The sequence below is a fragment of the Bordetella muralis genome (genome assembly GCF_965139205.1).
GTDB classification, from domain to species: domain Bacteria; phylum Pseudomonadota; class Gammaproteobacteria; order Burkholderiales; family Burkholderiaceae_B; genus Bordetella_A; species Bordetella_A muralis.
In genome coordinates, this window is sequence record NZ_CBCSIU010000003.1 from 35,806 (window position 1) to 57,406 (window position 21,601).

Consider the following 21,601-nt stretch of genomic DNA (forward strand, 5'->3'; position numbering starts at 1 on the left):
CGCACCATCATTGCATGATGACTTCCGGGACCCGCGCCGCGCCTTCTGCAGCCAAAGGATAGAAGCAGGCAACCGATCTATCCTTGCTTGTTTCACAGGTCAGCAGCGGAATCTGCCGATGGCAGTCATCCTGCGCCCGCGAGCATCGAGGATGAAATGTGCACCCCGATGGCAGATTCGTCGGCGCGGGAATTTCCCCTACGATCCGAGACAACGCAATGCGTGCGCCGGGGTCCGGTACCGGCGATGAGTCGCGCAGAATACGGCTATAGGGATGCAACGGCGCATCCAACACCTGCTGCGTCGGCCCCTGCTCGATAATCCGGCCCAGATACATCACGCAGACCGTATCGCAAAAATGCCGTATTACGCCCAGATCATGGGACACGAACACGAAAGACAATCCACGCTCGCGCTTTAAGCGATCCAGCAATTGCAGAATCTGCGCCTGCACCGAGACATCCAACGCCGATACAGGCTCATCCGCCACGATCAGTTCCGGATCCAGCACCAGTGCCCGCGCGATACCGATACGTTGACGCTGGCCACCCGAAAACTCGTGCGGATAGCGGTCCAAGGCGCTCAGGGGCAAACCCACCTCTTGAATCGTGCTTTGGACCTTTGCCTCGATCTCGCGGGCGGAACCCAGACTATGCACGATCAATGGCTCTGACAAGGTCTGACGCACGGTACGTCGCGGATTCAACGAGGCGTAGGGATCCTGGAACACGATTTGAATACGTTGACGCAATGCCCGCATCTGCGATGCGCTGGCCTGCCTCAGGTCTTGTCCATCGAATACGATGCTGCCCTCGTCGGGCTCGATCAGACGCAACAGGGTGCGAGCCACCGTCGATTTTCCGCAGCCAGATTCTCCGACCAGGCCCAGCGACTGCCCCCGCGCCACACTGAACGACACATCGTTCACCGCACGCACGACGGTCTTTTTCCCGCCGAGAAAGCCGCCGCCGCTCTCAAAACGCTTGACCAGGTTACGGACTTGCAGAATGTCAGTCATATAGGCCTCTTGTTCGATTCGACGCGCACGACACAACGGACCTGATGATCCTGGCCGATAGGCTCCAGCGTGGGCGCTTGCGCCTCACACCGTGCCTCTCGCAGCGGACAACGAGACGCATAGGCACAACCCCGCGGCATGGCAGTGATTGCCGGCACGCTGCCCGGGATGGGCTCCAGTACCGCGGTATCCAGGTCCACACGAGGCATCGCCCGCAACAAGGCCTCGGTATACGGATGCGTCGGCCGCGCAAACAAGGTATTCACATCCGCGGTTTCCACTACCTCGCCGGCATACATCACGGCGACGCGATCCGCGATCTGGGCCACCACGCCCAGGTTGTGCGTGATAAAGACAACGGCCATGCCGTGCGCTTCTTTCAACTCCGACAACAGACTCAAAATCTGCGCCTGTATGGTGACGTCCAACGCTGTCGTTGGCTCATCAGCCAGCAGCACCTTGGGCTTACAGGCCAGCGCCATGGCAATCATCACACGTTGACGCATGCCGCCCGAGAACTGATGGGGATAGTCGCCAAACCGGCTCGCTGCGGCGGGTATTTTGACCTCTTCCAAGGCCTCTAGCGCCAGCGCGCGGGCCTCGCGCCATGACAAATGGCGATGCTGGCGAATCGCTTCGGCAATCTGGTCACCCACCGTCATCGTCGGGTTCAGCGAGGTCATCGGCTCTTGGAAGATCATGGCGATCGCATCGCCACGCAGCGCCGCCATCTGTTTTTCCGGTATCGACGCGAGGTCACGGCCCTCTAGCAGTATCTGGCCGCCGCCATGGCGCGACCCTGCCTCTGGCAACAGGCGCAGCACGGATAACGCGGTCACGCTTTTTCCGCTACCAGACTCCCCCACCACAGCCAGCGTTTCGTTTTTCCGTACCGCCAGAGACACATCCCGCACAGCGGCATGCCAGGCGCCCCCTACACGGAACTCGGTACGCAAGTTGCGCAGCTCCAGGACAGCATCTTGTGTGCTCATTACCGCTCCGATCTCAGTTTGGGATCAATGGCGTCGCGCAATGCATCGCCCAACAGATTCAATGCCAATACCGTCAGCAGAATCGCAATACTGGGAAATACGGTCAGCCACCAGGCGTCCAGGATGTTTTCGAAACCCTCGCGAATCATGCTGCCCCAGGTCGCCGCAGGCGGTGGCACACCCAGGCCGATAAAGCTCAGCGACGCCTCAGTGCGAATCGCGGAAGCCATCCACAACGAACCCAACACCACCACATCCGAAATCATGTTGGGCAGGATATGCACACCCATCAAGCGCAATGGGCCATAGCCCAATGCGCGGCCGGCCTCGACAAAATCACGTTGCTTTAAAGCAATCGTGGGCGCGCGAGCTACCCGCACAAACGGCGCAATCTCGGTGATCGCAATCGCGATGATCAGGTTTTCCAGGCTCGCGCCCAGCATGGCCGCCACCATCAGGCCCAACAGCAACGTCGGAAATGACAGCAGCACATCCACCAACCCCATGATGAGTTGGTCGACCACGCCACCGACATAGCCTGCCAGAATTCCCAGCGCTGATCCGATACACATGGCGATCAAAATCGCTACGAACCCTACCAGCAGGGAAACGCGAGCACCATAAATCAAGCGCGACAACACATCACGGCCATAGCTATCGGTGCCCAGCCAGAACTCGGCGGACGGAGGCTCCAGGCGATAAGCGATGTTTTGCGACAGCGGATCGTGCGGCGCCAGCCATGGTGCGAACACGGCGGCCAGCACGATCACTAACAACAGCCCTATTCCCAGCCAGGAAAGCCGGTTCTTGCATAGGGCTTGCCACAAGGCGTTGGGCCTTGCGGCGACAGGTGCGGCGATAGCGCTCATTTGTATTTCACCCTCGGGTCCACCAACCCATACACCAGGTCAGTCAATAGATTCACCACAATCACGCACGATGCGAACACCACCATCAGCCCCTGCAGGAGTGTGTAATCACGCGCGTTCAACGCTCCCAGGATCAGTTTTCCCAAGCCAGGGCGATTGAACACGATTTCCGTCAATACGGAGTTGCCGATCAATGTGCCGAAATACAACCCCACGACCGTCACGATGGGAATCAATGCATTGCGCAGGCCATGCCGCAAAATCAATCGCATGGGCCTCACGCCCTTCGCCTTGGCTGTGCGTACGTAGTCTTCCCCCAGCACTCCCAGCATGGATGAGCGTGTCACGCGCATGACATACGCCGTCATGATCAGACCGAGGTTGAATGCGGGTAATACCAAGTTGTGCAGTTGTGTTTTCCAATCCCCGGCTACCGAGCTGCCGATGACCGGGAACCAGCGCAACTGGATCGCAAACACCAACAACATCAGAATGGCGGATACAAACGCCGGAAAGGACAGGCCGGTCAACGACAACAACCGCCCCAGATAATCTGGCCAGGCATTGCGCCGCAGTGCCGCCCAGATACCTAGCGGCAGTCCAAATACCACCCCAATCAGAATCGAGGCCAGCGTGAGCTGGATCGTCCACGGCAACACCAGGGATACCTCCTGCAAGACTGTCCTGCCGCTGGCCATCGACACGCCAAAATTGCCCGACAACATGTCTTTCAGGAAATTCAGATACTGAATATGCGTTGGTAAATCCAGACCCAAACGCGCACGCAGCGCTTGGAGTGCCTCGGCGCTGGCCTGATCGCCCAGCATTACCGCCGCAGGATCACCGGGCACGAGACGCACCAGAATGAACACCGCCGTCAACATCGCCAGCAGCGTGGGAATAGCCAGCAACAATCGCTTGGCTGCATAGCGCATCATGAGCTCTTCTCCTTGGCGAAGGCCGGCATCAAACGGCGCGCATCCAGGGCTTGAATGGGACGAGACGTCTTCCCAGTCAGTATCAGATCGGCCAACGTCGCGCCGACGACAGGCACCAGCTCGAAACCGTGGCCAGAGAATCCGAAAGCATGGAACACCCCGGGAGCATTGGGCGAGGGCCCCACCACGGGCAGCATGTCATCCGTCTTGGCCTCCAATCCTGCCCACACTCGAACGATCCGGATATCCCTCACGGAGGGAAAGAGATCAGTGGCCGAACGTGCTCCCTTGGCGAGCACCTGCATACGCGCCGTGGACGTTTCGCGGTCCAGGTCGGGGATGCCTTGCAAGCCGCCGCCTATCACCAAGGTCCCTTGATCGGATTGTTTGAACGATAACGAGCGGCCCATGATGGCCACTACCGGTTTGATGAACGGCCGCAGTCGTTCGCTGACCATCATCATCGATGACTTGGTAGCCAGCGGAATATCGTCACCCGCCATCGCTGCAACCCGTCCCGACCATGCTCCGGCGGCGTTCACAATCGCACCAGCGCTCCATTCGCGGCCGCCATCGGCCGACACGAGCCAACCCTGGCCGGTCTTTTTAAGCGCGTTTACACCACAGTGCTCGACCAATGTCACGCCTGCATCGACTGCGCTGCGTCGAAATGCGCGCAATGCGCGATGGGGATCTGCCGCGCCATCACGCCGCGTGTAGGACGCTCCGAGGCAATGATGCGACAACTCCGGCAATAAACGACGCAATTCGGCTGGACCTATCATTTCCTCGTGCGTATAGCCATCTGCGCGCAAGCCATTTACGCGAGCTTCCAGCTTGCTCAATGCACCGGCATTTTCGGCCACGCAGATTTGCCCATTGGCATGAAATCCACAGTCATCCCCTACCAGGGATTCCAGCGCATGCCACATATCCAGAGATTCCAACGACAAATCCAGCTCACCGCGGTCCCGGTTCAGCGTGCGTACGCCTGCTGCCGTGGCGCCGGAGGCATGGCGGCCTACCCAGTGTTTTTCCACCACCAATACGCGCGCGCTACGCCGTGCCAGATGCAGCGCCGCGGACAACCCGTGCAGGCCGCCTCCAATCACAATAACGTCATAGGCCTGAGTCATTCTTTTTCACCATCCAGATCCAAACTGGCGAGTTCACCCAGTGTCAGCGGTTTCAGTGGCGGACGAATACGATAGAAACCCACCTGCGCCACTGGCCGCTGCTGTTCGGCGGCCAGGATATGCGCGATGGTGTAGCCGCATTGCCGCCCCTGACATGGCCCCATTCCGGCGCGCGTAAATGACTTGATTTGATTTGGCCCCGGCTGCCCCAACGCTGCTGCGCGGCGGATGTCCCCTGCCGTCAGTTCCTCGCAACGGCAAACAATCGTATCGTCGCTCGGTGCAAAGACGCTTGCTCGCGGCGGATACATGGCGTCCAGCATAGGACGCAATCGTTGTTGGCCTGCCAATTGTTTTCGCAACGGTAGCGCCTGCTCGGCAGCCTGTTGTGCACTCAACTTTCCTGCCTGCAACGCCATCCCGATTGCAGCAAGCTCGCCGCGGGTGCAGGCGGCGTTAGCCCCCGCAATACCGGCGCCATCACCTGCGACGTACACACCGCGCTGCGAGGTTTGCCCCCACTCGTCCACATCGGGCACCAGGCACGCCTGCTGATCACTCCAATGATGCGCACAGTCGAGCGCACGCGTCATATGGATGGACGGCACGACACCCTCGTGGATCAAGACGACCTTCGCAGGGACTCGCCGCGTAGCTCCATCGTTCACGGTGTACTCGAGCGTGTCCAGCTTGCCGTCGCCCAGCGCGCGCAACGACTGCACGTTTCGGATCCGTTTGACACCGGCCTGTTTCAACTCACGCAGCCAGCTTAAACCCTTGCGGATTTCGCCAAAGCGTTGCAACACGTCCCCCAGATAAGGCATGGCACGCCGCCAGCCACCAGCAGGCGAAGTATCCAGCCACCCTGCAACACGGCCGCCTGCGCGCACTAACTGCGCCATGTACAACAACGGCAAAGGACCGCTTCCGACCACCCAGACAGGTTCCGCAGGGACCTGCTGCGAAGTTTTCAGCAGAATCTGCGCAGCCCCAACCGTCAGCACGCCGGGCAAGGTCCAGCCCGGAAATGGCGCAGGCCGTTCCTGTGCCCCTGTGGCTAGCAAAACCTGATCGGCACGTATGACTTCGGCCTGGCCTGCGCGGCTTTTATACACGTGCCAACCCGGCTCAATCTGCCAGACCTGCGTCTGAGGCTCATAATCCGCCCCCGAGGCACGAAATGCGGCAGCCAGATGCTGCCCAGCGCGATACTCGTCGCCCAGCAACGTTCCTGTCGAGGTAGCGGCCACGGTTTCTACCGCGCGCCAGATCTGTCCTCCCGGCGCAGGCTGCTCGTCCACCACCAGCACCGACAGTCCCGCCGCCCGCAAACGTATCGCCGCGCTCATGCCGGCAGGTCCCGCCCCCACGATCAACACATTCACTTCGCGTGTCATGGCAGGACACTCCGTTTTCCGAATTGACGTTCGACGCGCATACCTTCACGCACTGTCACGAGACAGGTCTGTGTAGATGCGACGCCATCCACGATAGCGAGGCAATCGAAGCACACCCCCATCATGCAATACGGCGCGCGCGGGCTTTCGTTTACCGGCGTCGTACGCGATGCTGCCGTTTGCTGGCGCAGCAATACGGCCGCTACCGTTTCACCGGACTCGGCACGGACCGGCACGCCGTCTATCGTCAAAGTCAGCGCTTGTGCGCCGGGTTCATGCAGCTTGCGAAACATCGAAGCGCTCATGGTGAAAAATTTCCAAAGAATCCGGCAACGCGCCTTCGGCCAACGCACGGGCAAACGGCCCGGCGTGGAACGACGCCAGCGTGACGCCAGAGTGACAAAGCGCGGTCCACGCGCCGGGATACTGGGTGGACTCGGCATAGACCGGTACACCATCGGGAGTCATCACACGCAGGCACGACCAGTGACGCACCCATCTCGCACCTGCCAGATCCGGCAGCACGTGCAGCGCCTTGCGGCTCATGCGCACGGCAGCATCGGTGGTCGTGCTCAGGTCATAGCCGACCTCTTCCTGGGTCACGCCTATCATTACCGTGCCTTCACCGGTCTGCCGCAGCCCACTGGCTGGTACCGGCAACAGCGGTGCGACCCGCTCGGTCACGAGCAACTGCCCTCGCTGCGGGCGCAGCGGCACATCCAGTGCCACCATCGGCCCCAACGCCACGGATCCTAGGCCGGCAGCCAGCACGACATTGGAGGCACCATATACGGCCCGGCGATCCTCTTTGCCTGCATGCACCAGGAACCCACCACCTTGCTGAGGTTGAATGTCCTGAACAGGCTGCTGACTGTGCAACTCCCCGCCACGCGAGATGAACGCTGCCTGTAACGCAGCCAGCAGACACAGTGGATTCACATGTCCGTCCATCTGGCCAAAACTCGCGCCAGAGACTTCAGCCCCCCACCGAATTGCGGGAAACAGGCGCTCGAGCCCGCCACGATCCAGCATGTCGATACAGGGTTCTGTCTCGGCGGCTTGCGCCTGCCATTGCCTCATGCGCAGCGCACGCTCATCCCATTGCGCCTGCCCCAGACAAAAATGCAAGCCACCTCGTTGTTCGTAATCCAGCGTTATGCCCGTTTCGCGCTCCAGTTCCTCCGCGAACGCGGGCCATAGCTGAGCAGCCAAGCGGGATAAACGCTGATAATGCGGATTACCGTAGCCTTTTCCCTGCACCCAGACCAGGCCGAAATTCGCTTTGGCGGCGCGCAAATCGGTGTCTGCGCCGTCCAGCATCAGCACCCGCTTCCCCTGCGCGGCCAGACCTGCGGCAATCGCAGCACCCACCATCCCTGCCCCAGCAACGATGTAGTCGTAATCCTTAACCATGGCAGTTCAGCCCTGTATTTACAGTACGATGCGCATCCGCGCGACGATAGACAGCTGAGTTGCCGCCATACGTCCCACGCCGATGCCATCGCCTATCCTGCGCACGGCGGTTTGCGCTATAAATCACCCTATAACCAAAACAGAAACGACTACTCGCCAATCCACCAAAAGTTATAGGATCGAGTTCATGCAGCAACCCTTGAATCTGAGACAAGTAGAGGCCTTCAAAGCCATCATCGAACACGGCACTGTCAGTCAGGCAGCGCTGGTGTTGAACGTATCCCAACCCGCCGTCAGCAAACTGCTGGCGCACCTGGAAGCAGATACCGGTCTGACCTTGTTCGACCGCGTACGCGGCAAGCTCGCCCCGACGCCTCAAGGCATGCAGCTCTATCACGAGGTCGATCGAGTCTTTGCCGGTTTGCGCCAGGTTGAGCAAGCTGTCGACTCCATCCGTCGCAACGAAGCGCGCAATCTGGTGGTGGGCGTGATGCCGGCGTTGTCCGGATCTTTCATACGCCGCGTCATCGAGAATTTTCTGAAGATTCATCCCGACGTGCATGTATCCGTCCAAAACCGGGCCTCGCTGTTTCTGGCAAACTGGCTGGCCACCCGCCAGATCGATGTGGCGTTGGTCGGCAGCCGCGTGGACAATCCGTATATCGAGCGAGAGACGTTGTTCCAACATCCCTTGGTCTGTGCCATGCACGTCAATCACGCATTGACGCGCAAACGCGTAATCCGTCCGCGAGATTTGAGCGGCGAGCCCTTTGTGGCCTTTGCGTCTGACAGCCAGACACATGAGCTCGTGAAAGCCGCCTTCGAACGCAGCAACGCCACCTTGAATGTGGTGTTGGACGCGACCACGGCGCCCACCGCATGCGAATTGGTCGCCGCTGGCCTGGGTGTGTCCTTGATTCATCCGCTGTTTGCCGATGGTTTGCAAAATCGCCTGGTATTGCGACGCTTTGATCCCGAAATGCAGTTCCATTTCCAGCTCTGCCGCGCACATACATCGCGCAATGCGAGCTTGACAGATACCTTTATCCAGGAAGCTCGAAACGTCGCGTCGCAAGTATCACGCGAGGTGCTAAAGGGTTAGAAAATGGGCCATTCAAGGCCCCGCTGCGCTCAAGGAGCCGACAACGTAGCCGCCTCGGTGATGGACGGCTGAAGATTCAGCGCCCCTTTCAGGTCATAGCCGTAGTTGACGCCGTCTCCCCGTGCCCATACTTGCTTTAGCCCAAAAAGCGGCACGGAGCAGACATCAGCGTGAATCTTGGCTTGCGCGTCTTTCCACAGGGCGAGCTGCTTTTGTGGATCCGGCTCGATACGGGCGGCGCGTATGTCCGCATCCCCCACCGCACAATGTCCAAAATTCGACATCGCAGCAGGAGCGCCGATAGCGGCTGCCGAATCATAGAATTCGCTCAGATACACATCTGCATTGGGGAACCGTGCCGCACCGTAAAACACCAGCGCACTCTGGTCCTTTCGACTCTTGGCCTGATAGGTCGCATGGTCTACGACCTCCATTTCCAACTTGATCCCCGCCTTGGCCAACTGCGCCTGGATAATCTCCATGATGGGCTGTTGCGCCGAGATATTCGAGACGATCGATTTGATCGCAATACCATTCGGGAAACCGGCTTCAGTCAATAGCGCCTTGGCGCGGTCCAGATCATAGGCATACGCGCCCGCGCTGCAGTCTTGGCCCAGGTACCCGTTCGGCACAACCGAACAGCCCTTTTCAGCCACGTCCTTGCCTGCATAACGCACAATCTCATCGACGTTGATGGCGGCGGCAATCGCCTGGCGTACCTTCAGATTGTCCAAAGGCTTGATACTGCGATTGATAAACAATGTGCGGAACTCCGCCGGCTCGAAAATATCGACTTTCATCCCGCGCTTGATCGATCGCTCCACCCAACGCTGTTCACGTTTGCCCTGCATCACGTCGATCTCGTTCGACGTAAAGGCCAGTTCGCGAGCACTATCCGAAGGAATCATGCGATACGTGATGCCCGCCAATTTGGGCTTGCCACGGAAATAGGCGTCATTGGCGACGAGCTTCACATACTGCTGTGTCACATGCTCGCCAAAGGCAAATGGCCCCGTGCCTATCGGCGCCTGCCCAAATTTATCGCCGAGTTTTTCTGCCGCGACCTTGCTGACGATATTGCCGCCATGGTAATCAGACACGCGTCCCAGGAATGCCGCGTCTGGGTACTTCAATGTGAATTTCACGGTGTAGTCATCGATGGCTTCGACCTTATCCAGGATCGCGAAATTCGCGGCGAAACTGGAACGCTTGGGATCTGCTGCCCTCTCAATTGAATACACCACGTCAGCGGCCTTCAGTTCCCCGTAGCCGCCATGAAACTGCACGCCTTTGCGCAGATGGAAGGTCCAGACCTTGCTGTCCGGCGAGGACTCCCATTTTTCCGCCAGATCCGGTTCCAGGGCCTTGGGATCGGCACTGCCCGGCGGAAAACGAACCAGGCCGTCGAACATCTCCGACGCTACGCCCTTATCCGCAGTCGATGTGGCACGATGGGGATCCAGTGTCGCGTTGTCGGCAGCGCCCGAGCTGATACGCAGCGTCGGACGATCTTGAGCATAAGCCGTAGATTGCAATCCCGCGCCCAAAGCAAGAAGAGCAGCGGCCAGAACAGTAAGTGCAGGACGTTTCATGGTTTCCCTTGGGGCCACGTGACGCACGCGGCGATGGTGGTTGACACATCAGCCGCGAATGGAGCGGCACGGTCGCCACCTTAGGCGCGTGCCGCTCACCCCGTCAAAGTCCTTCAACTACACCAGCTATTCCCAAAGGTTATAAGGTGGGCCTGATACTCACCCGTCTGCCAGGAAGCGATGAGCGGGGCTTATGGTTATTACTGATGCCCCAAAATTTTCGAGCCTAGGGAAAACACTAGGCGAATTACACTGGCCCACCCTTCTGCTTTACATCTTGATGTTCGCCTTCTTTGCGACCTCTGCCCATTTTTCAACCTCGGCCTTTTGGAACCGGCCCAGTTCTTCAGGCCCGGCGCCGGACACATCCATGCCCAGCCCTTGGAGTTGCTTCAACACTTCAGGCTGCTTCAACGTTTCAGCCATGGCGGAATGCAGTTTCTGAATCACGTCGTCCGGCGTCCCGGCCGGCGCAAAGACGGCTTGCCAGGACAACACCTCGAAACCTGGCAGGCCCAGCTTATCGAGCGGAGCGACATCCGGCAGCACAGGCGACGGCGTTGTCGATGTCACGCCCAATGCACGCAACCGTCCGGCCTGAATGAGAGGAACGGAAGACGTGATGTTGTCGAAAACGAGATCGATCTCACCGCTCATCAACGCCTGCAAAGAGGGCGCACTGCCCTTGTACGGCACGTGCAGCATCTTTATGCCCGTCACGTCCATGAACAGTTCGCCAGTCAAATGCTGCGAGCTGCCGACACCCGATGAACCGAAATTCAATTGGCTATCGGCTTTCTTCCCTGCGTCGATCAGATCCTGGACGGTTTTATACGGACTATCTGCTCTGACCACCAGTACGTTGGGCAAGCTGCCCGTCAGGATGACCGGCTTGAACGATTTGACAGGATCGTAGCCGATATTGGGATAGATGCTGACGTTGATGGCGTGAGAGCTGATCGTGCCTCCGACGATGTTGTAGCCGTCGGGTTTTGCCCGTGCGACCTTTGCCGTACCCAGACTTCCGCCCGTCCCTCCCAGGTTTTCCACAACGACGGGCTGACCCAGGATTTTCGCTGCGGAAACGCTGTAAATACGGCCAATAATGTCGGTCGCGCCACCCGGTGCGAACGGTACAGTATAGGTAATGGGCCGATCAGGCCACTCTGCCGCCAGCGCGGTAAAGGGCAATCCCACGGTGCCTACGGCAACGGCAGCGGCGCTGGCTTTCAACAGTGAACGACGGTGGTGGTCAATGACACGTGACATGGTTATACGCTCCTCAATATTGGATTTTCTAATTCAATGATCCAAGGCCAGTCCTGTCAGCCTGAGCCTTGGCGATGCTCTGTGGGGATCCCTCCTGCCTGCCGGCGATATCCAGCCCCTAGAGAGGCGTCCTGCGCAACAAGGTGTGGTCGATCTCGTAGGGATGATTGATCCCCAGCAAAGCCATATCACGATCGACTTCAGTGCGCAGAATGTGGATAGCATGCGCCACGCCCGCTTCGCCCGCCACGGTTGCAGCATAGTTGAACGAACGCCCATTGAAAACACAGCGGGCCCCTAGCGCCAGCGCTTTCAGGACATCTGTGCCGCGACGAATACCGCTATCCATCATCACGACGAGGCCTTCGGCCGTCTCGGCGATCTCCGGCAACACATCCAGCGGCGAGAGCGCACTGTCCAGCTGACGTCCGCCATGATTGGATACGATGATGCCGTCCGCCCCTGCCGACCGCGCGAGCTGGGCATCCTCTTTGCGCATGATCCCCTTGATGACCAAGGGACCTTTCCAGAGCTTGCGGACGACTTTGACATGCTCCCAGCATAGATGGTCGCGCGCGACGAAATCGCGCTTCACGGATGCTGACAGAATCGGTGCGCCGCGCTCGGCACGCCAATTCTCAAAATGAGGCATGCCATGGCGCGCAAGGGTCCGCAAGAATGTCCCGGCCAGCCAACGTGGATGGCTGATGCCGTCCCATGCCAAACGCGCACTGGGCCGCAGCGGCGTAGAAAAGCCATTTTTTACATAGCGCTCGGGATTCACCTGAACCGGCAAGTCTACCGTCAATACCAGGGTGCCAAAGCCCGCCGCCTCAATACGCGCCAGCAGTTCCGCGATACGCTTTTCATCTCCCGGCAGATAGGCCTGAAACCACGTACCGGGGGCCGCCTCGGCGACGTCTTCCATCCGGATGAGCGAGGCGCCGCTCATGACTGCCGGGACGCGATGCTCTCGAGCCGTCTTGGCCAGGACGATGTCCCCGCGATAGCTCCACATGGCCGCCAATCCCACGGGGCTGATCCCAAATGGGCTCGCGTATTGCTGGTCGAACAACGTGATGCCTTGCGTCCGCTTTTCTACCCCCTCCAGCACCCGCGGAGAAAACGCCCAGCGATTAAACGCCTGGCGGTTCCGGCCCATCGAGACTTCATCGTCGGCGCCATTGGCAATGTAGCTATAGAGCTGTCGAGGGAGCTTGTTGCGAGCCAGCGGCTGAAAATCATCCAGGCAGTGCACCTGCTTCAAGACGGCAGGTAGCGGCTTGGCAGCGACGGACTGTGCATCAGCCGCCGTGCTCGTGTCTTGTGGAGGAACTGCGGCTGTGTAATTCGTGGGAGCGGTCATGTTTCGGTTTTTTCTGGGAACAATCCCCTTGATGTGCCGCGATCAGGAACATCTTTTCTGACCATCGGCATCGACGATGCTATACGCGCGCGTATAGAACCGCTATGCGGATTCGGCACATCAGGTATGCACGAAATACAGCGCATAACGCCCCTAAAGCGGGATAACCTGCCGCCATCCATCGCCGCAGGCCCCGGCATTACGCCGATCCGCCCAAGGCGACTGACTTTTCTACTGACTATCGCCCATGAACACTCCAGTCCAACACGCCGGTCGCACCGCTGGCCGCGCCCTCGTTTCGTCACTCGTCGCTCACGGTGTAGAGCGGGTATTCTGCGTCCCCGGTGAAAGCTACCTGGAAGTCCTCGACGCCCTGAAAGACGTCGAAGGTCAGATCGATCTGATCGTCACGAAACACGAGGGTGCCGCGGCCAACATGGCCGAGGCCGATGGCAAGCTGACAGGCAAACCCGGCATCTGCATGGTGACGCGCGGTCCCGGCGCCACGCATGCCAGCATTGGCCTGCATATTGCTCAGCAGGACTCCACCCCGATGATCCTGTTCGTCGGTCAGATTGCCCGCAGCCATCGTGGCCGCGAAGCCTTTCAAGAAGTGGACTACCAACAGTTTTTCGGCAGCATCGCCAAGCTCGTCATCGAGATCGATGACCCGCACCGCGTTCCCGAATTGCTGGCCAAGGCATTTAACGTCGCCGTGTCCGGCCGTCCGGGCCCGGTGGTCGTGTCGCTGCCCGAAGATATGCTGACCGAGCTCACGGCAGCACCGGATTGCCAGCCGATTCAGCTGCAAACGGCCGAGGTGGGCGCGGCCACACGCGAACAGATCGCCTCCGCCTTGCAGGCTGCTCAACGCCCGCTCGTCATCATCGGCGGCAGCAACTGGCCGGCTCAAGCCTGCGAGGATCTCCGTACCTTTGCCCAGGCGTGGAATCTGCCCGTGGCCTGCTCGTTCCGCCGCCAAGACCTGCTGGACAACGAAAACAAGCAATACGTTGGCCATATGAGCCTGGGTATGAGTCCGGCGCTGAAAACCCTGGTGCAGGAATCTGATTTGATCATCGCTATCGGCACTCGTCTGGGTGATGTGCCCACCGACGGCTATACGCTGCTGGACCTGCCCACGCCGAAACAGAAACTGATTCACTTCCACCCGTCGACCGACGAAATCGGGCGCGTTTTCCGGCCAGACCTGGCGATCCAGGCTACCTCGGACGCCGCACTGCGTGCACTGGTGCAGTTGCGGACCCCGAGCCAAGCTCCATGGGGTCAACGCACCGCACAGGCGCGTGAAGCCTTTGTCGCATTCACTTCGCGTCGTGAACCGCCGCCATCGCTCAACGGCGTAGATCTCACCGAAGTCATGCTGCATCTGAACGAGGTGCTGCCAAAGGACGCCATTTTGACGAACGGAGCAGGCAACTACTCTGTCTGGCTGCATCGTTATTACCGCTATCGCACTTCCAGGACTGAGTTGGCTTCGACTTGCGGTGCAATGGGATATGGATTGCCCGCTGCCGTCGCGGCTGCGTTGCGCTTCAAGGGTCAGCGTCCGGTCGTCTGCGTCGCAGGCGACGGATGCTTCATGATGTACCCGCAGGAAATCGCAACTGCCGTCGAATTCGGCGCCCCATTGATCGTGTTGATCGTCAATAACGGCATGTATGGCACCATCCGCATGCACCAGGAACGCGAGTATCCGGGACGTGTGTCAGGCACCCGTATTCACGGCTCCGATTATGTCGGTCTGGCAACCTCGTTGGGTGCTTACGCAGAGCGTGTGCTAGACGCAGCCGACTTTCCGCAAGCGTTTGAGCGCGCACAAAAAGCCGGTGGCGTTGCCGTCCTCGAACTGGTCACCGATCCGCTGCAAATCACGCCTGACAAGCGGATCCAGGCATAGCCTGAACGTTAGGCCATTGACCGGAGCGGACCAGATCCGCGACGGTCTGCTTGATGATTTGCACGACAGTCCAATAGCTATCCACCTGAGCACGCCCGCGCGGTGTCGCCAACGCGACCGTACGGGTGGCTCTGGGATGGTCGATACGAACGGCCTTCAGCGTTCCCGCAGCCAGCTCTGCCGTGACCGCAGCCAGGGGCAAAATGGTATAGCCATGGTTTTGCTGCACCAGCCTGCGCATCAAATGCGTGGAACCATCACATTCGATGGCGATATTCGGTGGCTCACCGATATCCTGAGCCAATGCCTCCAGCCAGGTTTTCAAGCCATGTGCAGTGCTGGGCAGCACCATCGGCAGCTTGAGCAATTCCGCGCCGCTGAATTTGGTGCGTGGACTCGTCATAGATGATGAGCAAATGCAGTACAAATCTTCGCGTAGCAGTTCCTCATAGTCGATGAGCTTGGACTGCGTAGGCTGATACAACAGAGCCACATCGACCTCGCCGTCCTGCAGCATGCTGATAATGTGAGATCCCAGCCCTTCGACAAAGCGGATCGTCGAACGAGGGAACTCCGCTTTCAATGCGTGGCCAATCGCGCCAAAAGTCGTATTCGCGATCGTCGGCTGCGACGCGATAGTGATCTTGCCCGGGCCGGACGAGGCCAATTCTGCAGCCGTCCGGCGGGCGCGGGATACGGCACCAACAACCTCTTCCGCCGCCCGAAACATCGCCTGGCCCTTCTCTGTCAGGACCATTCCTCGCCCTGAGCGGTGAAATAACCTCATGCCCACGCTGTTTTCCAGACGCGTGATGTGCCGGGTCAGCGTGGATTGCTCAATACCTAAATCGGAGGCGGCACGAGACACGCTGCCAGCCTGGGCAACGACATAGAAATACTCAAGCGCGACGAGATCCATCGAAATAATTTGAAAATCAGAGGGTTATGGGCAACGCTGATGTTAATTGACATCCTCGTCAGCCCAAAGTCAGGTGCCCCCACACCGCAGACTCTCATTCGCGTTTGAGTTCTTTGGAAATATCCCAAAGATTGGGAAGGCTTGTATTGTGATATCCAGAGATGAACGGCTTGCGCTCCCCCTCCGGCGTGTAAACAGAACGGCTAACGGCGCCGATGTTCGCCCCGTAGACGTGAATGCTGATCGAAACCTGATCCTCGTAGGCGTTAGAGACCTGGTGCACATCGCCCACGGTGGGGGAAACGGCCTCGACCTGCCCTGGTTCCAACCTGACAGCATCTCCTGATTTTTCGACACCGGTTGAAGGGTCCAACACATACGGTTGCGAGTACTCGGCACCTCTCAACATGCCAATCAAGCCCCATACCGTATGGTCATGGATGGGCGTGACCTGCCCTGGTCCCCAGACGAAACTGACGACCGAGAACCGCTGCGCAGAGTCCGCGTGCAGCAAATACTGACGGTAGTAAACGGGATCAGGCTGCGCATACTCTTCAGGCAACCAATCGTCACGTGACACGAGCTCGCTCAACAATGCGCCGCCCTCGCGCAGGATCTCTGGCTCGTCAGGATGACGGGATAGCAGATCCGCAAAGCTGACTACGAAGGTACGTAAACGGGCAATGTTGGGCGTAGAAGATAGGTGGCTCATGGTGGCGTCTAAGTTATCCGGGCCGAAAAACGTTTCTATTTGGCTAAGGTCGCGTAAAGCCATCATATCGCTCGACGGGCAATAGCAGCACACCTAATGCGTTACGGCCACCACGATACAGGCGGCGCCAACCATCAACACCACCGGTATGAAGCCCAAGGGCCACGCTCGTCGATAAATAGCGCCCGTCGCCCCGGCCCCGAGCGCTGCGATGGCGCAGCCCATCATTATCCTGACGGGAGACAGCATGGACAATGCGCTACCGGTCACGTTCTGAATTGCAGCGATCCATTCCACGCTCCAATTGCCTGCATGCGCCAAGCCGACAACATTGGGCATGAGCAGGCTGTTCGACGCCGCATTGCTCGCCGTCAAGAATCCCGCTATCGCTGCCAGCACCGGGGAAAGTATCACCGCAGCAGCAGTACCGATGGTTGCCTGCAACTCATGCGCCAATATGCCCGGAATGCCCCCTGCCATCATGAAGCGCGCACAAATGACAAACAACAAGGTCACGCCGACAGTGATCTTGCCACGCTGCCACGTCATTGCCAGGACCCGGCCAACATCTCGCACCGGGGCTTTCGCCAAGGCAAAGCCCAATCCAACCAGCATCAGCCAGAACACCGGCGACAGCAGCACGGGCCAAGCCATTCCATCGGCAAAAGGCTTGATCTGCACGCGCAGCAAAGATTCGTGAAGCACAGGCAAAAAACGGCACGCCACCAAACAGGCGCACAGCACCACATAGGGAGCCGCCTCGGTCAGTTTGGCACGCAATGACTGTCCGCCATTGACAAATCCATAAAGTGCTGCGGCGCCTCCCAACACTATCAACCCGACCATGTCCGGGTCCGCGTAACGGCTGAGCGTCACCAGCCCCACCAAGATCGCCGCGATCCAGAGCGCCTCTCGAATCAGGTCTCGAGGCCGATTGGACAGCCCGAGACCACGGCACATCGACCAATAGGCACCCAGCCAGGCAATGAGGACGGGCGTCACCAATACGGCCGATCTCCATCCCAATTCCCGAGGATCGCTGATACCGGCCAGCGAAAACCCGAGCATCGTTCCGACCGCAAAAGCGCCCCAGGCGACCAGTATCTGACTGAACAGCGAGAACACGATAGCATCGTGTTTGGGAAGACCTGCACGCAACAGAATACCCAGGGAAACCACCAATCCAACCCCGAACCCTGTTGCCGTCTCTGTAAATGGGCCTATGAGAAAACAGGTGCCAAATAGCGTCAATCGCAGATCTGCCGCAGGTGCAGCCGCCTGCTGCCCGTGGACCTGAGGCGACCAGCATGTAGTGAGCAGAGAGTGAAACAACAGGCCCGCCAAGATCACACTCACAATCGGCGTGGCCAGCCAAATACCCTTTAACAGCTCAATGCCGGCAGAGGAAAACGTCGCGGCGTCTGTTGCCCGGCCTGAAAACCAATACAAGGCTGCCGACACGATGGCAGCTACCAGAGCCGCCATAGAAATAGGAACACGACGCGTCAACATCAACGCGATAGGTACCCAGAACGGAGAAAAGTACAACCAGAATTTGAGCGTCACGGATACAGTGCAGCGTTTATCCAGAGGTCGGGGACAAAAGCCCCGAAGCATAAGAACAGCAGATTACCGCATCACCAAGCCGCCATCTACAAACAGAACCTGTCCCGTCATGAACCCGCTCCAGTCCGAGGCCAGGAACAGCACCGGCCCAGCAATATCTTCCGGCCTGGCAATACGCCGCAGCGGCGTAGCCGCGATCAGCGAATCGCGGAATGACTCCTGGGTGCCGCCGCTGGAGTCCGTCGGATAAACCAAACCGGGTGCGACACAGTTCACCCGGATGCCAAAGGGGCCCAACTCAACCGCCAGATTACGGCTGAATGCCTCCAATGAGGCTTTCGCGGTGGTGTAGTCGTGATATGGGACCACCGGATTCTCGACCAGATTCGTCGAGATATTGACGATGCAACCCTGGGCCCGCTGTTTGAAATGCGGTAACGCGGCGCGACACACATTAAAGGCAGCCCCCACCGATCCATCAAATTGCGATCGATAATCCTGCCACGTCAAATCGCCGAATACCGTACGGCGGCGCGGATCGAACGCATAGTGAAGCAGCGCATTGTTGACCACCACGTCGAGCCGGCCGGCCTCCTGGACGATCGCATCGACCATGGTCTGTACCGCCTCGGCTGAGCCCACATCGGCCTGTACCGCCCACGCATCGCCGCCCAACGCCTGACATTGTGCGACCACTGCCTCAGCCGCGGTCGCGTTATTCAGATAGTTGACGACGACGGTTGCGCCTTCTCGAGCGAAGCCACGGGCGATCTCAGCGCCGATGCCTCGGCTGGCGCCTGTCACCAGCACGACTTTGCCTGCGAATTTCGGGATAGCGCTCATATCAAGACTCCGGTAACAAACTGGTGTCTACAACGCTCGCGACATCAATCGGACGCTGGATCAAGCCCAGATCGCGATAGGCGTCGGCCGCCTTTTGCAGCAGCACCAAATCAAAAGCGCCCAGCACGCGCCTGCCCCCATCCGGGCCAGCAGGTGCCATTGCTGAATCGTTACGCAATCGGATGACTTCCAGGTTGATGTCCCGGTCCGTACCGTCGATCGCTCGTTTGCCAGCCAAGGCAGCGGCCTCCTCTGGCTGCGCGATCATCCAGGCAGCACTGTCACGATAGGCTTTGAGAAACGAACGCAACAACGCTTGCTTCTGCTGATAGGTTTCTTCGCGCACGACGAATAGATCGCTGGACACGTTGATGTGATCGCGCACCTGCATTACGTTGACATCGCCCAAGCCGCGCCGTCTGCCAACCAGCAGGCCCGTGTCCGTAGCAGCAGTGGCATCGACCTGGCCCTGCAGTAGCGGCGCAAAGTTCAATACGCCCGTCACGACGATTTCCACATCGGATTCGGTCAAGCCCGCCTGGTGCAGCATCACCAACAGATTTTGCCGTGTACCGCTGGACAGGCTGTAGACGCCGATACGTTTGCCCTTCAGATCCTCTGGGCGCGTGATGTTGGCGGACTTGAGCGAGACCACGTTGAAGACATTCTGTGGATAGATGTCATAGATCGCCCGTAATTTTTCGCCTTTATCCAACGCCATGAAAAAGGACCCGGGATCGGTAAACGCCACATCCGCTTGTCCGCTCAGCATATTGCGAATGGCATCCCCCCCGCCGGTACCCGGCAGATAGACGAGTTCAATACCCTGGGCTTTGAAAAACCCCTTGTCCGGCTCCACCAACAGATTGGTAATTTCCGAGATGGGTTTGCTCCAACCTGCCAACGTGACTTTGCCGGACGCTGCTTCGTCAGCCCGCACAATCGGAGCAAAAAACGATGTAGCAGTCAGACTCGCGGCAGCGGCCAGGAAGACACGACGAGAGGGTGAAGAAAGCATGAAGAAGTCCTGAGAGATTTCAAAGATGATCGCCATAGGGGCGCAACAAACACCGCTCTATCATCAGCATGGCCTGATAGCACAACAGTCCGATGGCGGCGATGGCGGTCAGTGCGGCGAACATCAGAGGGGTATCCATCATGCCCTGCGCCGCAATAATGACCGCGCCCAGCCCACGGCTGGCGCCGATGAATTCACCGACGACGGCACCGACCAAGGCCAGCACCAACGCCACCCGCCATCCCGCCAGAATTCCCGGCAGTCCCGCCGGCAGTTTCAGACGCAACAACGTCTGCGTACGCGACGCACCCAGCATGCGGAACAGCTGCAGGCGATTCGGATCGACCTGCCGCAAACTGGTCAGCGTGTTCTCCATCAGGGGGAAAAAGCAGATCAGCGCGGTCATCACCACTGTAGGCGCGATACCAAAGCCGAACCACAACACAAACAGGGGCGCCAGCGCCAGCTTCGGCACCACCTGGCTGACGATGACATAAGGCTTGAAGACGCGATCGAGCAACGCTGATTCCGCTAACGCGATGCCCATTGCCAGCCCTGCTGCACCGCCCAGAGCCAATCCCAACAGCATTTCCGCCAGCGTCGCTCCGATGTGGGGCCATAAGTATCCCGTGGACAGCGTCGTCCACAACGTTCGCACCACTGCCGAAGGCGCAGGCAGCACGAGAGCGGAAATGCCCGCTTTTCGCACGACGAGCTCCCATGCGCCTAACAGCACAACCAGCAAGACGATAGGCAGCACACGGCGACTCAGCACCTGCCTCATTTCGCCCCTCCCGTCATCGTGTCGAATATCTGCGCGCAATACGCATTAAACGCCGCACCATGACGCATGGACTGTGTACGGGGCGCAGGCAATTCCACCGGAATATCCGCCAACAATCGCCCCTGATGCATAACGCCGATACGATCCCCCAAATACACTGCCTCGCCGATGTCATGGGTGACGAACAGCACTGTCGTCTTGCGCGACCGGCACATCCGCATCAGATCATCCTGCAGTTCGCCGCGTGTGATAGCGTCCAACGCCGCAAACGGCTCATCCAGCAAGAGCAGCGCTGGCTCAAGAATCAATGCCCGCGCCAAAGCCGTCCGGCTTTGCTGTCCACCCGACAATTGTCGAGGATAGTGCTGCGCATGCCCCGATAGTCCCAACATGGCCAACAGCTCGTGCGCTCGCGCGACATCATCGGCGAGCGGCCGGCGCTGCAGCGACACAGGTAAGAGCACATTGTCGATGACTCGCTGCCACTCCAGCAGTGTCGGTGCCTGAAACATATAGCCTAACTGCGGCCCCGGCTCGACGCGCTTGCCATCCCCTTGTTGGATGCATCCCGATTGCGGCACCAACAGACCGGCAGCGAGCTTGAGCAACGTCGTCTTGCCGCAACCGCTGCGGCCAACCAGACAATGAAAACCGCCGGCCTTCAATTGCCAGTCAATGCCGTCCACAATAGGCCGCTCGCCTGCATAGGTGTAGACCACCTGCCGCATATCAAGAAACGATCTGTC

General features: G+C 59.1%; 20 protein-coding genes. 2 read left to right on the top strand and 18 right to left on the bottom strand.

Annotated features, from left to right (window positions below; all coding sequences use genetic code 11):
• Positions 1-7: 7 nt before the first annotated feature.
• The 8 genes from ACNA0I_RS06800 to ACNA0I_RS06835 are packed head-to-tail and all read right to left on the bottom strand — an operon-like array spanning position 8 to position 7,763.
• Positions 8-1,018 carry an ABC transporter ATP-binding protein gene (locus ACNA0I_RS06800; RefSeq protein WP_415805320.1) on the bottom strand — a complete coding sequence of 337 codons (1,011 nt, stop codon included), beginning with the start codon at positions 1,016-1,018 and terminating at the stop codon, positions 8-10.
• Positions 1,015-2,010 carry an ABC transporter ATP-binding protein gene (locus ACNA0I_RS06805; protein WP_415805321.1) on the bottom strand — a complete coding sequence of 332 codons (996 nt, stop codon included), beginning with the start codon at positions 2,008-2,010 and terminating at the stop codon, positions 1,015-1,017. The genes ACNA0I_RS06800 and ACNA0I_RS06805 overlap by 4 nt, the downstream gene beginning before the upstream one ends.
• On the bottom strand, positions 2,010-2,879 hold the full coding sequence (locus ACNA0I_RS06810; RefSeq protein ID WP_415805322.1) for an ABC transporter permease: 870 nt from the start codon (positions 2,877-2,879) through the stop codon (positions 2,010-2,012). The genes ACNA0I_RS06805 and ACNA0I_RS06810 overlap by 1 nt, the downstream gene beginning before the upstream one ends.
• Complete coding sequence (locus ACNA0I_RS06815; protein WP_415805323.1) at positions 2,876-3,817, bottom strand: ABC transporter permease; 942 nt, start codon at positions 3,815-3,817, stop codon at positions 2,876-2,878. Before ACNA0I_RS06815 ends, ACNA0I_RS06810 begins: the two co-directional genes overlap by 4 nt.
• Positions 3,814-4,953, bottom strand: coding sequence for an NAD(P)/FAD-dependent oxidoreductase (locus tag ACNA0I_RS06820; RefSeq protein ID WP_415805324.1), 1,140 nt, complete (start codon positions 4,951-4,953; stop codon positions 3,814-3,816). The genes ACNA0I_RS06815 and ACNA0I_RS06820 overlap by 4 nt, the downstream gene beginning before the upstream one ends.
• A complete protein-coding gene (locus ACNA0I_RS06825) occupies positions 4,950-6,350 on the bottom strand; it encodes an FAD-dependent oxidoreductase (RefSeq protein ID WP_415805325.1) in 1,401 nt (466 codons plus the stop codon). Before ACNA0I_RS06825 ends, ACNA0I_RS06820 begins: the two co-directional genes overlap by 4 nt.
• The gene (locus tag ACNA0I_RS06830; protein ID WP_415805618.1) at positions 6,347-6,643 is read right to left on the bottom strand and encodes a (2Fe-2S)-binding protein; all 297 of its coding nucleotides are present in this window, start codon (positions 6,641-6,643) and stop codon (positions 6,347-6,349) included. The genes ACNA0I_RS06825 and ACNA0I_RS06830 overlap by 4 nt, the downstream gene beginning before the upstream one ends.
• The gene (locus tag ACNA0I_RS06835; RefSeq protein ID WP_415805326.1) at positions 6,624-7,763 is read right to left on the bottom strand and encodes an NAD(P)/FAD-dependent oxidoreductase; all 1,140 of its coding nucleotides are present in this window, start codon (positions 7,761-7,763) and stop codon (positions 6,624-6,626) included. The genes ACNA0I_RS06830 and ACNA0I_RS06835 overlap by 20 nt, the downstream gene beginning before the upstream one ends.
• Before the next feature lie 187 nt (positions 7,764-7,950).
• Here ACNA0I_RS06835 and ACNA0I_RS06840 point away from each other — a divergent pair, with 187 nt between their 5' ends.
• Positions 7,951-8,865, top strand: coding sequence for a LysR family transcriptional regulator (locus tag ACNA0I_RS06840; protein WP_415805327.1), 915 nt, complete (start codon positions 7,951-7,953; stop codon positions 8,863-8,865).
• Positions 8,866-8,894: 29 nt separating this feature from the next.
• Here ACNA0I_RS06840 and ACNA0I_RS06845 read toward each other — a convergent pair whose 3' ends face one another.
• From ACNA0I_RS06845 to ACNA0I_RS06855, 3 genes are all read right to left on the bottom strand, one after another.
• The gene (locus ACNA0I_RS06845; RefSeq protein WP_415805328.1) at positions 8,895-10,457 is read right to left on the bottom strand and encodes an ABC transporter substrate-binding protein; all 1,563 of its coding nucleotides are present in this window, start codon (positions 10,455-10,457) and stop codon (positions 8,895-8,897) included.
• 270 nt (positions 10,458-10,727) lie between these two features.
• Positions 10,728-11,726, bottom strand: a complete 999-nt coding sequence (locus tag ACNA0I_RS06850; protein WP_415805329.1) for a Bug family tripartite tricarboxylate transporter substrate binding protein — start codon at positions 11,724-11,726, stop codon at positions 10,728-10,730.
• Between the two features lie 118 nt (positions 11,727-11,844).
• Positions 11,845-13,092: an alpha-hydroxy acid oxidase gene (locus ACNA0I_RS06855; RefSeq protein WP_415805330.1), complete on the bottom strand. Its 1,248-nt coding sequence runs from the start codon at positions 13,090-13,092 to the stop codon at positions 11,845-11,847.
• Positions 13,093-13,339: 247 nt separating this feature from the next.
• Between ACNA0I_RS06855 and ACNA0I_RS06860 the strand changes: the two genes are divergently transcribed.
• Positions 13,340-15,013, top strand: a complete 1,674-nt coding sequence (locus ACNA0I_RS06860) for a thiamine pyrophosphate-binding protein (RefSeq protein ID WP_415805331.1) — start codon at positions 13,340-13,342, stop codon at positions 15,011-15,013.
• Here the strand turns inward: ACNA0I_RS06860 and ACNA0I_RS06865 are convergent.
• The 7 genes from ACNA0I_RS06865 to ACNA0I_RS06895 all read right to left on the bottom strand — a co-directional run bounded on the left by ACNA0I_RS06865 (position 14,985) and on the right by ACNA0I_RS06895 (position 21,583).
• The gene (locus ACNA0I_RS06865; protein WP_415805332.1) at positions 14,985-15,932 is read right to left on the bottom strand and encodes a LysR family transcriptional regulator; all 948 of its coding nucleotides are present in this window, start codon (positions 15,930-15,932) and stop codon (positions 14,985-14,987) included. The genes ACNA0I_RS06860 and ACNA0I_RS06865 overlap by 29 nt on opposite strands.
• A gap of 94 nt (positions 15,933-16,026) precedes the next feature.
• Complete coding sequence (locus tag ACNA0I_RS06870) at positions 16,027-16,644, bottom strand: cysteine dioxygenase family protein (protein WP_415805333.1); 618 nt, start codon at positions 16,642-16,644, stop codon at positions 16,027-16,029.
• A gap of 93 nt (positions 16,645-16,737) precedes the next feature.
• On the bottom strand, positions 16,738-18,210 hold the full coding sequence (locus tag ACNA0I_RS06875) for an L-lactate permease (protein WP_415805334.1): 1,473 nt from the start codon (positions 18,208-18,210) through the stop codon (positions 16,738-16,740).
• A 63-nt stretch (positions 18,211-18,273) separates the two neighbouring features.
• Positions 18,274-19,053 carry a 3-oxoacyl-ACP reductase gene (locus ACNA0I_RS06880; RefSeq protein WP_415805335.1) on the bottom strand — a complete coding sequence of 260 codons (780 nt, stop codon included), beginning with the start codon at positions 19,051-19,053 and terminating at the stop codon, positions 18,274-18,276.
• A 1-nt stretch (position 19,054) separates the two neighbouring features.
• On the bottom strand, positions 19,055-20,071 hold the full coding sequence (locus ACNA0I_RS06885; RefSeq protein WP_415805336.1) for an ABC transporter substrate-binding protein: 1,017 nt from the start codon (positions 20,069-20,071) through the stop codon (positions 19,055-19,057).
• A gap of 19 nt (positions 20,072-20,090) precedes the next feature.
• The gene (locus tag ACNA0I_RS06890) at positions 20,091-20,855 is read right to left on the bottom strand and encodes an ABC transporter permease (protein WP_415805337.1); all 765 of its coding nucleotides are present in this window, start codon (positions 20,853-20,855) and stop codon (positions 20,091-20,093) included.
• Positions 20,852-21,583: an ABC transporter ATP-binding protein gene (locus tag ACNA0I_RS06895; protein WP_415805619.1), complete on the bottom strand. Its 732-nt coding sequence runs from the start codon at positions 21,581-21,583 to the stop codon at positions 20,852-20,854. Before ACNA0I_RS06895 ends, ACNA0I_RS06890 begins: the two co-directional genes overlap by 4 nt.
• Positions 21,584-21,601: the final 18 nt, after the last annotated feature.